At 34.6% G+C, this 16,008-nt stretch carries 11 protein-coding genes; 2 read left to right on the top strand and 9 right to left on the bottom strand.

Features of this window, described 5'->3' with window-relative positions:
* Window positions 1-117: 117 nt before the first annotated feature.
* Window positions 118-1,005: a ComEA family DNA-binding protein gene (locus tag BUC11_RS12935; RefSeq protein WP_073354701.1), complete on the bottom strand. Its 888-nt coding sequence runs from the start codon at window positions 1,003-1,005 to the stop codon at window positions 118-120.
* 257 nt (window positions 1,006-1,262) lie between these two features.
* On the opposite strand from BUC11_RS12935, the gene BUC11_RS12930 reads away from it, so the two are divergent.
* The gene (locus BUC11_RS12930) at window positions 1,263-2,714 is read left to right on the top strand and encodes an amino acid permease (protein WP_073354700.1); all 1,452 of its coding nucleotides are present in this window, start codon (window positions 1,263-1,265) and stop codon (window positions 2,712-2,714) included.
* Window positions 2,715-2,788: 74 nt separating this feature from the next.
* On the opposite strand, the gene BUC11_RS12925 is transcribed toward BUC11_RS12930, so the two are convergent.
* The 7 genes from BUC11_RS12925 to BUC11_RS12895 all read right to left on the bottom strand — a co-directional run bounded on the left by BUC11_RS12925 (window position 2,789) and on the right by BUC11_RS12895 (window position 13,787).
* Window positions 2,789-3,016, bottom strand: coding sequence for a PspC family transcriptional regulator (locus BUC11_RS12925; protein WP_066082307.1), 228 nt, complete (start codon window positions 3,014-3,016; stop codon window positions 2,789-2,791).
* An 84-nt stretch (window positions 3,017-3,100) separates the two neighbouring features.
* Window positions 3,101-4,375: a DUF2851 family protein gene (locus BUC11_RS12920; protein WP_073354698.1), complete on the bottom strand. Its 1,275-nt coding sequence runs from the start codon at window positions 4,373-4,375 to the stop codon at window positions 3,101-3,103.
* A gap of 158 nt (window positions 4,376-4,533) precedes the next feature.
* Window positions 4,534-5,016: a 3'-5' exonuclease gene (locus BUC11_RS12915; RefSeq protein ID WP_073354696.1), complete on the bottom strand. Its 483-nt coding sequence runs from the start codon at window positions 5,014-5,016 to the stop codon at window positions 4,534-4,536.
* A gap of 245 nt (window positions 5,017-5,261) precedes the next feature.
* Window positions 5,262-6,623: a pyridoxal-phosphate dependent enzyme gene (locus tag BUC11_RS12910; RefSeq protein ID WP_073354695.1), complete on the bottom strand. Its 1,362-nt coding sequence runs from the start codon at window positions 6,621-6,623 to the stop codon at window positions 5,262-5,264.
* A gap of 254 nt (window positions 6,624-6,877) precedes the next feature.
* Window positions 6,878-8,803 carry a putative porin gene (locus tag BUC11_RS12905; RefSeq protein WP_073354693.1) on the bottom strand — a complete coding sequence of 642 codons (1,926 nt, stop codon included), beginning with the start codon at window positions 8,801-8,803 and terminating at the stop codon, window positions 6,878-6,880.
* Between the two features lie 374 nt (window positions 8,804-9,177).
* A complete protein-coding gene (locus tag BUC11_RS12900) occupies window positions 9,178-10,728 on the bottom strand; it encodes a RagB/SusD family nutrient uptake outer membrane protein (RefSeq protein WP_073354689.1) in 1,551 nt (516 codons plus the stop codon).
* 11 nt (window positions 10,729-10,739) lie between these two features.
* The gene (locus BUC11_RS12895) at window positions 10,740-13,787 is read right to left on the bottom strand and encodes a SusC/RagA family TonB-linked outer membrane protein (RefSeq protein WP_073354687.1); all 3,048 of its coding nucleotides are present in this window, start codon (window positions 13,785-13,787) and stop codon (window positions 10,740-10,742) included.
* A gap of 744 nt (window positions 13,788-14,531) precedes the next feature.
* Between BUC11_RS12895 and BUC11_RS12890 the strand changes: the two genes are divergently transcribed.
* Window positions 14,532-15,272, top strand: coding sequence for a tyrosine-protein phosphatase (locus BUC11_RS12890; protein WP_073354685.1), 741 nt, complete (start codon window positions 14,532-14,534; stop codon window positions 15,270-15,272).
* 425 nt (window positions 15,273-15,697) lie between these two features.
* Here the strand turns inward: BUC11_RS12890 and BUC11_RS12885 are convergent.
* Window positions 15,698-16,008 (bottom strand): IS66 family transposase (locus BUC11_RS12885; protein ID WP_139259498.1); only part of this gene is annotated, 311 nt, incomplete at its 5' end.

Here is a 16,008-nt window from a genome sequence, read left to right as displayed (position 1 = left end):
TTCAGATTTAAGATTTTTTGAATAAAGCCATCAAGCTGTACCTTAAAAAAGAATTATAGTACAAAACAAGCGTTTTGCAGTAAATTACACTATTTTAGAGCAGCAAATTATAGACTTTTAATCAAAGTCCAAATATAAGTCAATTATTTTTGCTTTATCAACAGGAAATCCCTTAATTTTTGTTAAATCCTCAATATTGTTAAAATCTCCTTTCATGCTTCTGTAGGTCACAATTTCTTTTGCCAAGGCATATCTGAAATAATAAAACTGAGAAAGCTCTTTTAAGGACGCGTTATTGATATCAATTTTCTTAAATTCCGGCACCGTTATGACCTTAAAATGAGCGTTCAAATTTTCGATCACTTCTGACGACAACCCCCACACATCCTGCATTTGTTCCATGGACACAAACCCTCCTAAAGCTTCTTTTTGTTTTAAAATTCGAAGGGAAATCGCTTCGCCGATACCATAAATTTTAATCAGATCCTCTTTTGTTGCCCGATTCATGTCTATAACTACTATTTTTTCTTTTTGGGCAAAAGCCGAATTGGTATACTTTTTAAATTTATTAGACTCTTTTTTAGTGTTTACCCAATCCGGAAATTTAAAAAATGGTGCAATCTCATGCAATAGAGCATCCGACACTTTAGTAATACCCTGAAATTCTTCAGCAGAGTTTACAAATTTATTTTTTTTTCTAAAGGCTACCAATCGATCAATCTCCTTTATGGACATTCCCAATTTATACCCTTTATAGTCCGTTATGAAATTGGGATTAAAAAGATATATTTTTGGCGTCCTAATTTCGCTACTCCTTTTCATGGAATCTAATCCAGATTGAAGCGAAAGCCATTTTTGTTTCGCTGGATCCTCTTTTGTTACTCGGGTAAAATCCACAAAATAATAGACGAGTTGCAAAGAAATGATAAGTACAAACAAACAGAAGATCCCTATGCGTTGCTCTTTAGAAAACTTAAAATAAGTGTGAATCGTTTTAAAACTCATTTGATGCGATTGTATTTACCTAATAATAAAGGAAATCTAAATTTATAAATAAAAGTAAGACCTGTTACATTGTGAAGTTAAATATTTTTAAAAAAAATAACACGTTGATAACGCCCAATACATCAGGTTTTCAAAAGATTTAATTCCGGTAAAGCATATTAAATTGTAATTTATAACTTAAAACTAAATTATTGTTTTTTATTTTTTATAAAAAAGAATACATTTGGAGCTTAATAACAAACAAAACCATATAACCCATGTCAATTTGGAAAACTAAACCCCTTTCGGTCTTGCTTAATGAAGCGTCAGAATCCGAAAAAGGATTAAAAAGGACTTTGTCATCACGTTCATTAGTAGCACTTGGAGTTGGAGCTATTATTGGAGCTGGATTATTCTCATTAACTGGTATTGCTGCTGCGGAACACGCAGGTCCTGCAGTTACCCTTTCTTTTATCTTAGCTGCAGTAGGATGCGCCTTTGCAGGACTTTGCTATGCTGAATTTGCCTCTATGATACCTGTGGCAGGTAGTGCTTATACTTATTCCTACGCCACCATGGGAGAATTTATGGCTTGGATTATAGGATGGGATTTAGTTCTTGAATACGCATTAGGTGCCGCTACCGTTGGAGTTAGCTGGTCTCGATATTTACTGGAATTATTAAATAAGTACGGCATTCATCTGAATCCAAAATTTATATGTTCTCCCTGGGAAACCTTAACATTAGGTGACGGTACCGTTATCCAAGGAGGTTATATTAACCTTCCTGCTATTTTAATCGTTTCTGCACTGTCATTATTATTAATTAGAGGAACTAAAGAATCTGCCTCAATCAATAATATTTTAGTAGTAGTAAAGGTTATTGTTGTAATCATGTTTATTGTTTTAGGATGGGACTATATCGATCCTGCAAATTACTCCCCATATATTCCAGAAAACATTGGTGTCAAAGGTCAGTTTGGTTGGTCAGGAATAGCTGCTGGAGCCGGAACTGTTTTCTTTGCCTTCATTGGTTTTGATGCTGTTTCAACTGCTGCACAAGAAGCAAAAAATCCTCAAAAAGGAATGCCAATTGGTATTTTAGGATCCTTGGTAATTTGTACTATATTGTATGTATTATTTGCTCATGTTATGACGGGTCTTGTACCGTATTATGAATTTGCAGGCGATGCAAAACCAGCTGCAACAGCATTTGCAGTAACGGGCTATACGTTCCTTCAAACGGGATTAATTGTCGCTATTTTAGCAGGATACACCTCGGTAATGTTGGTGATGCTAATGGGACAAAGTCGCGTTTTCTATACGATGAGTAAAGATGGATTACTTCCTGCTTTTTTCAGCGATATTCATTCAAAATTTAGAACTCCTTGGAAAACAAATCTTTTCTTCATGGTATTTGTGAGCCTTTTTGCAGGTTTCGTACCGGTAAGTGATTTGGGTCACATGGTTAGTATTGGAACCTTGTTAGCCTTTGTACTAGTTTGTATCGGCGTATTAGTGATGCGTAAAAAAATGCCGGATGCACCACGATCTTTTAAAACCCCATTCGTTCCTTACGTTCCTATTGCTGGAGTTTTAGTTTGTAGTTACTTGATGTACTCGCTACCGTATGAAAGTTGGATTCGATTGATTATATGGATGGCACTGGGTGTTGCACTGTACTTTGTTTACGGAAAGAAAAACAGTAAATTAAACAATCCTGATAAATAGATTTACCACAAAAATAAAAAAGGGGATTATAAAGTGCAAGTACTTTATAATCCCCTTTATATTTTTATACCTTCTTACAAATCAAAAACTGACGTACGTTTAGCGCGGATTAAATCCTTTAACCGAATCCAAAAAGCTAAGGTTAAATAAACCGCAAACCACAATCCTGCAGTTACGAATGATAAATAAATAAAAAAAAGCCGCACACTACTGGCACGCATTCCTAATGTATCTGCTAAACGGGAGGAAACGTGAAAGCCATGCTTTTCAAAAAAGAACTTGAGCTTAATAATTGCTGACATTTTCTTGAGTTGTTTGTTGCAACAAAATTACAAAATTTACCTATCGGTTTAGGTATTAATCATTGCAATTTCCAATGGAGACCTTTACACCTTACTTTTGACTAATTCCAATCCCAAAGCACATTCTAAGCATCTGCTTTTATTACAATACTCCTTTTTGAGTTGCAGCAACGATTGTGTGTCAAAAGCATTTTTTGAAACGATACCAAACGAAGTAAACTTATCAATGATAGCATTTTTCTCAGGATTCAAGCCGTTTAATAAATGTATCAAGTCTTCCGTAATTTCTTTTCCCTGACTTTTGGCAAAAGCAAACTGCAGCGGAATTATTGTATTCACCAACAACAAATCGACGAAAGATTTAGAAAGCATTTTCTTTTTAATGGGACTTTCTTTGTCAAACTGATAATGATTTTCCCAATAAGGAGAAACCCCAATTTGAAAAACTTGAACATTATTTTTCAAGGAATTCAAAGTACTTATTTTAGAAAATAAATTCTGATGTGTGTGATATAAATTAGCCAACTGAGACAAACGAATTGTTGGAAAATTATCCGGTCGATGCTTAAAAAACTGAACTTGATCTGCCATTAAATGCTCTAATTGATACTTATGCAACAAATAAAAATACCTGAATTTTAAATCCTTATAATAATTGTCTTCTTTTTCAGAATCCAATAATCCAGCTAATCCAAAAAATAATGCTTCTAGATTCTCAACTTCAAAACTTTCTTTTCGGATTATAGAAAAAGGAATGGATTGGGCCATTTTAAAGAACGCGTCTCCATTGGCATTCAAACCAAAATTCCTAGCCAAAAGACTAAACAAAACAGCTTCCCAATCTTGACTGGTCTCCTCTAACAAATCAAAAATAGGCTTAGATTTTCTTTCTAAACGTTCAAAAAACAACCGTTCCTGCCAATTTTTAAAAATAAATTCATCGACCTCTTTAATTTGCTTTTCACAGAAAATCCATGATTTAGGAGCCATTAAAGATTGATAGTTTTGGATGGTTGCTGGATCAACATGTTTTTTAAGTTCCAAGACGGGAATTTCAATATTATTGCTTCTATAAATCTCAGTGTCGTGTTCCCAAACCACATGAAGAATTACATTTTCATACGCTGAGTCTATTTCATGATGATGCACATACCAGTCTGAAGATTTAAGATGAATTTCAACGTTTCCAGCCCACTTTTGATTTCCAATAGTAATTTGAGCATTGAAAAAATCAGGACCAGCCAATTCAACATACTGACCGACATTGATAATTGTGATTTCTTCATCATTGAAAGTTCTCAAATTCAAAGCATCAAACTTTTTGAATTTCCAAAGGTAATGGAGAAAATCTTCTTTCATTTTTTAGATTTTAGACACTCCTCAACCCAACCCGCTCTATTAAAAAGAGCGAAAGACGAAATTGAGGATTTCACATTTCATCATTAAAGGATAACTAAGATAGTAAATTATACAAGAAGTCTTACTTTAAAAAACATTCAATTGAAATCTAAATAAGTTTATCGCAGCAGATACAATTTGGCGCAAGCCCTAGCATCTGACAAAGCTTCGTGATGATTCAAAACGATGTTCATTTCGCGGCAACAATCACTCAATTTGGTTGGTTTTAATCCTTTGCTTTTATAGATTTTTACGGTACATTCCCATCGGGCTGCGAGATTTAGATCAGCATAATCCAAACCATAGAGCAGCATTGATTTCGCTAAAACATTACGGTCAAAACTTTCATTGTGCGCCACTACCACTCTGTTTTGTAGCCGCTTTTTAATTTCCGGGTAAACCTGTATAAATGATTTTGCATGAAGTGTATCGCGCGGATAAATTCCATGAACTTGTATTGTAAAGGGAGAATACAGGTTATTTGGTGGTTTGATCAAGGTTACAAACTCATCCACAATTATTCCGTTTTCTACAGTAACAATTCCCACGGAACATGGATGATAAGCGGTGGCAGTCTCAAAATCTATAGCGGTGAATGTCATTTTCGGGGTTTTAGGTTTTGGGTTATCGGTTATCGGTTATGAGTTATCTGTTATCGGTTATGCGTTATCGGTTATCTGTTATGAGTTATCTGTTATGAGTTATCTGGTATGCGTTATCTGGTATCGGTTTTGGGCTATGATTTAAATATTGGTTTCATTATAATTTAAAAAAAAGCCACAAATTAGAAGAACTAACACAAAATCAATTTGTGCTGATTGGTCTAATTTATGGCAAAAAAAAAATCTTATTTTATCGAACCAATAATATCATATTTGGTAATAATATGGTGATTACCATTTTGCAATTCTATTAAAACTGCATCATTTTCTTTGGTAAACAATTTAGAAACCTCTTCTATTGGGGTTCCTTGTTTAACAATTGGAAAAGGTCTTCCCATAATTTCTTTAATAGGTTTATCGGCCACATCTTTATCCGCAACATAACTTTGAAACAAATCACTTTCGTCCACAGAGCCAACAAATCCATTGCTATCGATGACCGGAATTTGTGAAATTTTATATTTACGCATGCGTTCAATAGCATGTGAGACTAATTCTTCGGTACGCACAACAATTAATGGTTTATCGATATGGTCCTTGATGACATCTTCTGCTTTTGTAATTTCCTCCTCTAGAAAACCACGTTCGCGCATCCAATCGTCATTGAACATTTTACCTACATAACGACTTCCTGAATCATGGAAAAGAACCACAACTACATCCTCTGGTTTGAAATGTTCTTTGAGCTGCAACAACCCTTTTACCGCTGCGCCTGCTGAATTACCTACAAAAATCCCTTCTTCCAAAGCAATTTTACGTGTGTATACTGCGGCATCTTTGTCCGTTACTTTTGTAAACCCATCTATTATAGAGAAATCCACATTTTTGGGAAGAATATCTTCTCCAATTCCTTCGGTTATATAGGAATAGATTTCGTTTTCGTCAAAAATCCCAGTTTCGTGGTATTTTTTAAACACAGAACCATACGTATCAATTCCCCATATTTTAATATTTGGATTGCGTTCTTTTAGGTATTTTGCTACTCCAGAAATCGTACCACCAGTTCCTACACCTACAACAAAGTGTGTAATTTTACCTTCTGTTTGCTCCCAGATCTCCGGACCTGTCTGCTCGTAATGTGCTATTGCATTGGATGGATTGTCGTATTGATTCACATACCACGAATTAGGCGTCTCTTCAGCCAGTCTTTTCGAAACTGAATAATAAGATCTTGGGTCCGTAGGTTCGACATCCGTAGGGCACACTACTACTTTTGCTCCTACGGCACGAAGAATGTCCATTTTTTCTTTAGACTGTTTGTCTGATATCACACAAATCAGCTTGTATCCCTTGATGATGGCCACTAAAGCCAATCCCATCCCTGTATTTCCTGAAGTTCCTTCAATGATGGTTCCGCCAGGTTTTAATCTTCCATCAGCTTCCGCATCGGCAATCATTTTTACAGCCATTCTGTCTTTGACAGAATTCCCTGGATTGAATGTTTCCACTTTTGCAAGTACCAGAGCATCCACTTCAGCGGTTACTCTATTTAGTTTAACTAATGGTGTGTTGCCTATTGTACCTAATATATTTTCTGCGTAACGCATTGTATCGTAAATTTAAGATTGTAATTTGTTGTAAATAATGGTGCAAAGATAGTATTTTGTTACAAAATAATCTTCGTTGTGGAATTTAGGAACAAAAATTCCTTCACTACCTCTTTTAGTTAACCCTAATGAAATGAATTTCATTTAGAGCATCGTCCTTTACTTGCTTGCTTTAGCTCCTGAAACCACAATGGTGACTCATCCTAAAAAATTCTGAGAAAGAATATTCTAGAACGTATTCCTATACTGATTTTTTAATTAAAGAAGTTCCAAATCAACCCAAATCGAATGGTAAAATCTCTGGATGGATTGTTAGGTGAAGCATAAAAATTATTCCCAGTGAGCGCCGAATTAAAATGTTCCGCTTTAAAATAGATTCTTGTTCTTTGGATTTTTGCGTTTATAAAAAAGTCAAGATTGGGATGGTTGCCAATTTGTTTGTCTTTTTGAACAAAAAACTCTCCTATCACAGGATTGTATTCATTCGCATAATAATTAGAAAAGTAATTTAAAGAAATACCTGTTTGCAGAAACAAGGCTTTTTTAAATATAAAATCCGAAAAGTAAAATGTATTGCGCGTCACAATTGCTGGAACATTTAATATAGCGTCCTGCTGTTCTGTTTTTTGATAGAGAATGGTATTATCCAAAGCAAAGTTCCCGAATTTTAATTCTCTACTGATTTTAACCGACAAATAATTGATCGTCCCAGCGTATTGTGCAGGAGCTACGATTTGCGTTTTTGCGGCTTTCTGCTGGGCACTCGACGCATCTGTAAAATACAAATGATCATTCAAAACTGAAAACTGTAGTTCTGCATTTATCCACGGCGAAATTGCATTGGCTTTTATGGTATTAATTTTTTCATTCTTAAACTCATTGGACCAATTGTACTGTACGTAACTACTTTGATGCAAATTATAATTATTATTGGGTAATTTGTTTATATTCTGATATTGAAAAACCAGCTGAATTTCGTCATTTACGTCGTATTGCAACTTCGCATCCAAATTAGACAGCGACTGTGCCGTTACCGATCGGGAATATAAAAATTTACCTTTCCACTGATCGCGTCGGTATTCATATTGTCCACCAGCGCTGTTGATTTGCTGACTGAATGCACTAGGAATCGTGTTTTGATTATCAAACACCAAAATCCGATTGTAGTAATAATTAGACCTGAAATCATCAACAAAAAATTGAAAATTTCCCAAAGTAGTGTTCTCATAAATCAACCCTACTTTATTGTACATTTTATTATAACGCGTTTGATCATTAATACCACTATCCAGAAAAGAATCTCCAAAACGATTCACCTGCTCTGAACCCACCGTAGAAAGCAATGTGGCTTGATTGTATTCGAAAAACTTATTTTCGTAATTAAATTGATGCGTCACATAAAGATTATTTGCTCCTTTATTTGGGTTGACTCTAAAATTATGATCTAAAAAAATGCGCTTGCCTTTTAAAAATGATTTAGCATCATTAAAATACACTTCAAATCGCTGTCGGTTATTGTAGTTTGGGTCTTCACTCTCAAAATTCTCGATGGTAGTAATTCCGCCGTTTTCTTCATTGAGAATGTCTTGAAAGGTATAATGCGCTTTGGCAAAATAACGTTTGTTCTTTGTATTGTAATTAGTCGTAAATCTAAAATTTCCAGTACTAGACAATTGATTGAGATACTCCCCTTCAGATCGCAATCCTTTATAAGCTATTGAAAAATTTAAATTTTCAGAAGTATTTAGGGTAATAAAAGCATCAACAGATTGTCCTTTTTTGATTGTAGTTTTAAAATACAATTCGGTTACGGGAGTCGCCACAGAATAATACCTAATTTGGTTGGCTTCTAAAAAATTAAAATGTTTGGCTTTAAAGCCAAATTCAGGATACGGAGAAAAATCCGTTAAGCTGTATTGCAACGTATTATAGGTTTGACCGTCATTAGCAAACGGCAACAATCCAAAAATATCCTTTCGTAAATAATTATGACTGTACTCTTTTTGAATCGTCAGTGACGTATCAATATAGGTCGTATCATTTTCGATTGTAATCACCTGATACAAATCGATGGTGGCAATTTTAGCTGCTGTTGTATCTTTAATTCGCTTTTGCTGACCTAAATCTTGAGCAATACATACGTTTGTTACTAATAAAAATAATAATACCGCTTTTTTCATAAATAAAGAATACAGGAATTAATTTTGGAGCAGAAAATAGAATTACGTTAGACTGCAGGTATTAATTTGGATTTCATACCAACATAAAAGTACAAAAAAGCAAAGGTAGTTAAATAACTAAATAAAAATTTAAACTTAACAATAATCCAACTCATTATTTAAGTATGCGGGAAAAGCAACTTATGAAGTATTGCTGCTATATACATCCCATACTAAGTTTTCCAACTTTCAATTTTGATACTATTTTACATTAAGCTAACTGCTTCAAATTTGGACTTAAAGCAAAAAAAAAGTTGCAAGAAATAAATCTTGCAACCTTTTTAAAATATTATGATTAAATAATCAGCAGTGTCCGTAAGGACATGTACTTATAATTAGTAACCAGGGTTTTGTTGAATTAAAGCATTACCAGTAATCTCCACTTGTGGAATTGGCAAAGCAAATTTGAAACTACTTAAAGGCAAGTTAGTTGGGTTAGCAGCAGGGAAACTCCATGCGCTTGAAGCGTACTCAGAAGGATCTCTGTCTAAAGTTGCACCCGCCAACGTACCAATACGTTTTAAATCGATAAATCTAAATCCTTCAAAAGACAATTCTTTTCTTCTTTCGTCTAAGATTCCTTTCCAAGCTGCTTGTGGATTAGCAAATACTGGAGCAAGTTGAGCTGTTGGGAAACGAGCATCTAATATTGCTTTCAAATTTGTACCAACACCAACTAAATCACTAGCTGCAGCTCTTGCCTCAGCTCTAATGAAATACATTTCAGAAAGTCTAGAGACCATAAAATCAGGATTGAAACCATTGGTTGCTGTAACAGCAGATTGACCACCATGTTTTTGCAAAACAATAATATCAGAGTTTCTAACATCCGTTGCAGTAGCATAGTTTGGATCAATAACTGATGGACTAGTACCAGTCAAATGTACGATAGTGTTTAGTCTAAAGTCATTTGGCACTGCAGCAAGTTTGTTATACAAAGCTCTGCTTACTTCATAAAATGGCGAACCATTTCTTCTATTTGCAACAGAAACCCAACCGTTGTTTAGGTTAGTCGTTTGCACATTTTGTTGAACCGTTCTTCTCAATCTAAAAATAACTTCTGTATTAGCACTCTCACTATGCGTATGAAAAACAGCATTGTATTGCGCTTGCGTATTCGCTAAAGTAATTCCAGATGTGTTTATCACGGTATTAGCAAAAATTTCCGCATTAGGATAATCCCCTTTAAGTGCATAAGCACGTGCTTTAAGCGCTTGAGCTAAAGCTTTAGAAGGATAATACGTTTTAATTATTCCTGCATAAGCAGGAGCCGTATTAGCATCAAAAATAGCTATAGCGTCATTTAAATCTTTGTGGATAGCAGTATAAAACACGCCATTTGAAACTCTTAGCGGTTTTTCTGTAGTAAGTATAATTCTATCTGCTAATACTCCAGCTAATGCAGCATCATCTTTAGGATTAGTAGAAAAATAAGACATAATCTTTAAGTGAGCTAAAGCTCTTAAAACTAAAGCCTCTGCTTTTGATCTGTTAATCAGTTGCTGATCTGCAGGAGATGTGGCAACAACCTGATCAGCAAAAGTAACAACACGGTTAATTCTGGCTAATGCAAAATATTGCGATTGCCATATCGCCGCAGCGGAACCATTCGAAACGTTCATTAAAAAAACATAATCGGTAGTAATTCCTTGACCACCATTGTTTGAACCAGGAGCAGCTTCATCAGTAAATATCGAGCTAAATACATAATCTGCTCTATTAGTAAGGATATTCATAGATGCATTTACTAACCTAACTAAATCACTACTTTTGTTTACAGCGATATCCTCAGTAAGAGAACCAGGAGTAAAAGGCTCCAACAAATCATTTGTACACGAAACAAAAAGTGCAAACGATACAATTAATATTCCAAATATTTTCTTCATAATTTTTCTAATTAAAATTTAACATCTACACCAAACGTGTACAACCTTGGTGTTGGGTATTGATATACATCGTTAGTTCTACTACTTTCAACATCAAAACCTTTCCATTTAGAAAAAGTTAATAAATTTTCTCCTTGTAAAGAGAATGACACTGCTGTCATAAAAGTATTCTTTAAAAACTTTTGAGGCACATTATAACCTACTTGAACGTTTCTCATACGAATATAAGAAGCATCTTTAAGGAAACGATCTGATTCATCACTCAATCCTAAATTTCCTGCGTTCAATGAAGGAACATCAGTGTTAGTATTAGTTGAAGTCCAGGCATTTAACAAGTCATCAGTAACTGTAAACTGTCCAATATTACCTACTGAATACAAGTTATCTAAATCGTAATCGAATCTAGCTACATCATAAGCGAAAGTAAATAAAGTGGAAGCATAAAAGCCTTTTATACTAAAATCAAAACCAAAACCACCTTGATACTTAGGTAAATTATTCACACCTGCTCTTCTTTTATCTGCTTGAACAGGATTTTCAGTTGGATTACCAGCTGCATCCTCAAATAATAAGTTTCCGTTTACTGGATTAACTCCTAAGTAATGATACACAAATGGTTCGTTAATACCACCACCATTTTCGCTTACAAAAAGACCACCTGGTAAAAATATTTGTCCTGTAGCATTCTCAATTTTACTAACGATATTGTTATTTAGTGAACCGTTAGCTCTAATTGTTAATGTGATTTCTTTTTCTTGATTTTTAATGATATCATACCCTAAATTTAACTCTAGTCCTCTGTTCGTTACCGTTACATCAGCATTTTGAGTCAAAGTTGAAGTTCCTGAAGTAGATGTCACTGGGTTCTCTAAAAACAATTGAGAAGTTGCTCTATTGTAATAATCAAAAGCTCCTCTAAGTCTTCCTCTAAACATTTCAAAATCTAAACCAGCATTCCACTGCGTAGTAGTCTCCCACTGCAATTCAGGAAAACCAAAGCTAATTCCATAACCAGTTCCACCGTTGTAGGTGTTGTTTGCTACACTGTAAATATCAGCAAAACGAGGTGGTTGAATTCCTGCAAAAACAGTTCCTGGAACGATTCTCTGATTACCTACTGTACCATAAGATCCTCTTAATTTTAATACATCTATAAAAGATACATTGTCCATAAATGCCTCTTCGTCGATATTCCATCTACCCCCTACAGAATAAAAGTTACCCCATTGTTTGGACTCGATAAATCTTGAAGATCCATCTCTTCTTACAGAAGCTACGATACCATACTTACTCTTAAAGTCATAATCAAATGAACCAAAATAAGAAATTAAGTCATTTCTAACATTAGATGCTGAAACTTGAGGAACATAAAAATCATTAGTACCTGTGTCTCCAGCATATCCCGCTCCTGTATTAGGAACAAAAATACCTTTAATCAAACCTCTTTGTCTGATGTTGTTACCATAAATACGAGAGTGATTGTACTCCATGTTAGCATTCACATTGAAGGTATGATCACCTAGAGTCTTACCATAATTGATTTGCCATAAATTGTTGAAGTACCATTCTTTTCTTGAGTTAATATCCTCAAAACCAGTAAACGTTTGTCCAGCAGCTTGAAACAACAATGCATTAAATGAATCTGGAAACTCTGATTGAAAGAATCTAGTATCTAATAATTGACCGTTTAATCTACTGCGCACTGTTAAATCTTTAGTGATATCATACGAGAAATCTGTAGCCACATCAATACGAACTTCATCCGTTTGATTTTTGTACTGTTGTAATTTATCAACCAACATAATTGGCGTTGCCAATAAACCTGGAGTGTTATTATAGTAATCCAAAGCTGATTGAGGACCTGTGTAAATACTAGGAGAAACATAAGGAGCTGAAATAAAAGCACCTAAAACATAATTTCTGTTAATAGCACCATCACCTAAACTAGTCGCTTCATTGTTTTTACTAAAACCAAATGAAGTATTTACTTGATATTTAAACTTTTCGTTTACAGATCTACCGTTAATGTTATTTCTTAATGTAAATCTTTTTAAACCTGTTGTTGCTAAAATACCTTGTTGTTCGAAATAACCCAAAGACGTGTAAGAAGTAATGTTTTGACCACTATTTTCTACCGCTATGTTGTGTGAAGTTGTATTTGATTGATTAAAGAAATAATCAACCCAGTCCGTATCAATATCATACGCCGCGATTTGAGCATCCGTTAACGTAGCCCCTAAACCAGAACCAAAGTTTTGCTCAATTTTCAATAACTCTTTAGAACTAGCATAACTGTATTTTGGTTTTTGCAATTCTCCAACACCGTACTGAGAGCTTGCTCTGAATGTAGTTTTTGCTTCACCAAACTTACCTCTTTTAGTTTTAATAACAATAACACCATTTGACCCTCTGTTACCATACTCAGCAACAGCTGCAGCATCTTTTAGCACAGATGTAGACTCAATGTCATTAGGGTTAATAGAACGGAAGTTGTCACTGTTAGAAGGAAAACCATCAATCACATATAATGGATCTGAGTTTCCTGTAATAGTTCCTACCCCTCTAATAACAACTGTTGATTTAGCACCTGGCTGACCTGTAGTAGCAGTAATATTAACCCCCGCTAATTGACCTTGAAGTGTATTAATCGCATTTGCATTAGGTCTGTTTTCAATTGTTTTACTAGAAACAGTCGCATCTGATACAACAGCTGACTTTTTAGTTACTGTTCTATACCCTTGAACAACTACCTCAGCTAACATCTTAGCATCATCTTGCATCGATACGTTGATGGTACTTGCAGCACCTACTGTTTTTGACGATTGGCTCATCCCTACGAAAGAGAAAACCAAAACGTCTCCCGTTTTCGCTTTTATTGAATAAGCACCATCGAAATTGGTTTGTACTCCTACTTTAGTACCTTTAATTAAAACATTTACACCAGGAACAGGACCAGAAGCATCAGTTACGACACCGGTAATAGTTCTCTCTTGTGCAAATGCAAATTGCATTGACAAGGCCAACAGCAATGAAAAAATCCATTTGAATTTTGATCTCATATTAAATTTGTTTTGAATTAGTTATTTCACAAAAATCATAATAATTTCTTAAAGAAACAAATATATATTAGAATTAACACAATTTATTTTTTTATAACAGAACCAATTAAAAAAAACATTTACATGCACCATATTAATAGTTAAACCACATTATTCGCAGACATTCCCCTTTAAGTATGCTTTTATGCTAAATTAACATAATGTTAAGCAACTGTCTTTTTAACTCTAAATTTAGAAGAACTACACATAAAGCTACGCTATTGTAGGAATGACAGTCCTTGAAAATAAATGAAAAAGGCACTATAACTGCATCCATCCGGCACGGCAAGAGCGACAAAGTACATTCTCTTTTTTGTACCACAAACCCTCTAAAACAGGGCAACAATAAATCATTTTTCCAACTAAGCAATACAATACTAGTCTTGATTTGAACAGCAATAACCCCCTTTTATTAAAGACTGTCCCGTTTGCGTTTAGACCCCTAATATGAACTACTTACCTAAACAAAGGCTTTTTCACGCTTGAGATCAATAAATTGGCTTAAAATAGTTAAAATAGCAAATTTCTTATAAAAAATTACATACTAAAAAGATTTTTTTTAGGTTTTAAAAGAAAATTTATGCTCCAAAACATCACAAATTGGCTCCTTGCACTCTAGAATACAGACCAATTAAAACGCAATTTTCTTTAAGAATACTGCATATCTAGACCTAAAAACTGTTTCCTTTTTTCTACATTTGTAGCATGTTTTCAATTTTCAAATCAAAACCCGTACTGAAGGATCTAATCCCAGACGATCATATCGACATTCACTCCCATTTGCTGCCTGGCATAGACGACGGCGCAAAAAACTTTGAAGATACACTTCGACTTACGACTGCGCTTCAGGGTTTTGGTGTTTCACAATTTATAACCACGCCTCACATCATCCAGCATGTTTGGGATAATACTCATGAGCAAATCCTATCCAAGAAAACAGCGACAGTTCTTGAATTACAACACAACCATATTTCCATTCCATTCAAAGCTGCCGCCGAGTATTTAATGGACGATCAGTTTGTACGGCTATTTCAATCCAAGGACTTATTGACCTTGAAAGACAATTATGTACTAGTCGAAATGTCGTATATCAACGCCCCTATTCAATTATACGACATCCTTTTTGACTTACAGGTGGCAGGCTACATTCCAGTATTAGCCCATCCAGAGCGCTACCTATTTTACCATAACAACTTCAACGAATACGTCAAACTAAAAAGAGCCGGCTGCTTGTTTCAACTGAATCTGTTGTCTATCGTGGGATATTATGGCGCTGGGATAGCCAAAATAGCGGAACAGTTGCTTCAAAAAGGCCTTTATTCCTATGTAGGATCCGATGTGCATCATAACAATCACATTACAGCCTTTGAACAAAAAGTACTAATCAAAGACATCATGCCATTACAAGAAGCCATGGCTAACAATCAATTTTTTAAATTTGGCTAACACGAATAGTTGCCGCACCTTACTTATTATTTATTTTCAATCTTGGGTGATTATTTTCTTCTAAAACAGGAATCAAACTTTTTATTAATTCTTAACTGGTTTAAAATTTTTCTCGATATACTATTTTTCAACATATAAGTCATATAAGTTTAATGCTTAATACCGCTTCATTTCCTCGTAGAACAGGAACTAAACTTTTTCTTAATTCCTTATTGGTTTAAAACTTTTCTCGTTTGCTATTTTTCAACATATAAGTCATATAAGTTTTTAAAAATTGTGCTACTTAAGTTCGCTGTAAAATAAGAACTAAACTTTTTGATAATTGCTTACTGGTTTAAAATTTTTCTCGATATACTATTTTTCAGTATCCACCCGAGCAACTACATATTGTTTAGTTCAATAAGATTAATGATAGGAGCGTAATTTTACAATGGTTTAGATTCCGCTAGCTGCTTGTAATTGTGAGGATACAGGTCTGTAATATTCTTGTGGTTTATAGATTGGATATTCTCAAGGGTATATTTTAGCCACTCAAAAGGATTTACGTTATGCTTTTTGCAGTTAGTAAAAAAGGTATAGGCCATAGCCGCTCTTTGAGCAGCATCGTGCGATCCGGCAAAAAGATAATTCTTTCTACCAATGGCCACTGGTCTGATTGCATTTTCCACCAGATTATTATCTATTTGCAAGTTACCATCTAATAGGTATGCCGATAAATTATCCCATCTTGTTTGAG

Origin of the sequence: Flavobacterium xanthum, assembly GCF_900142695.1 — a bacterium.
GTDB classification, from domain to species: Bacteria; Bacteroidota; Bacteroidia; order Flavobacteriales; family Flavobacteriaceae; genus Flavobacterium; species Flavobacterium xanthum.
The sequence above is the reverse complement of the archived record's forward strand: the minus strand, read 5'-3'. Positions and strand labels throughout refer to the sequence as shown.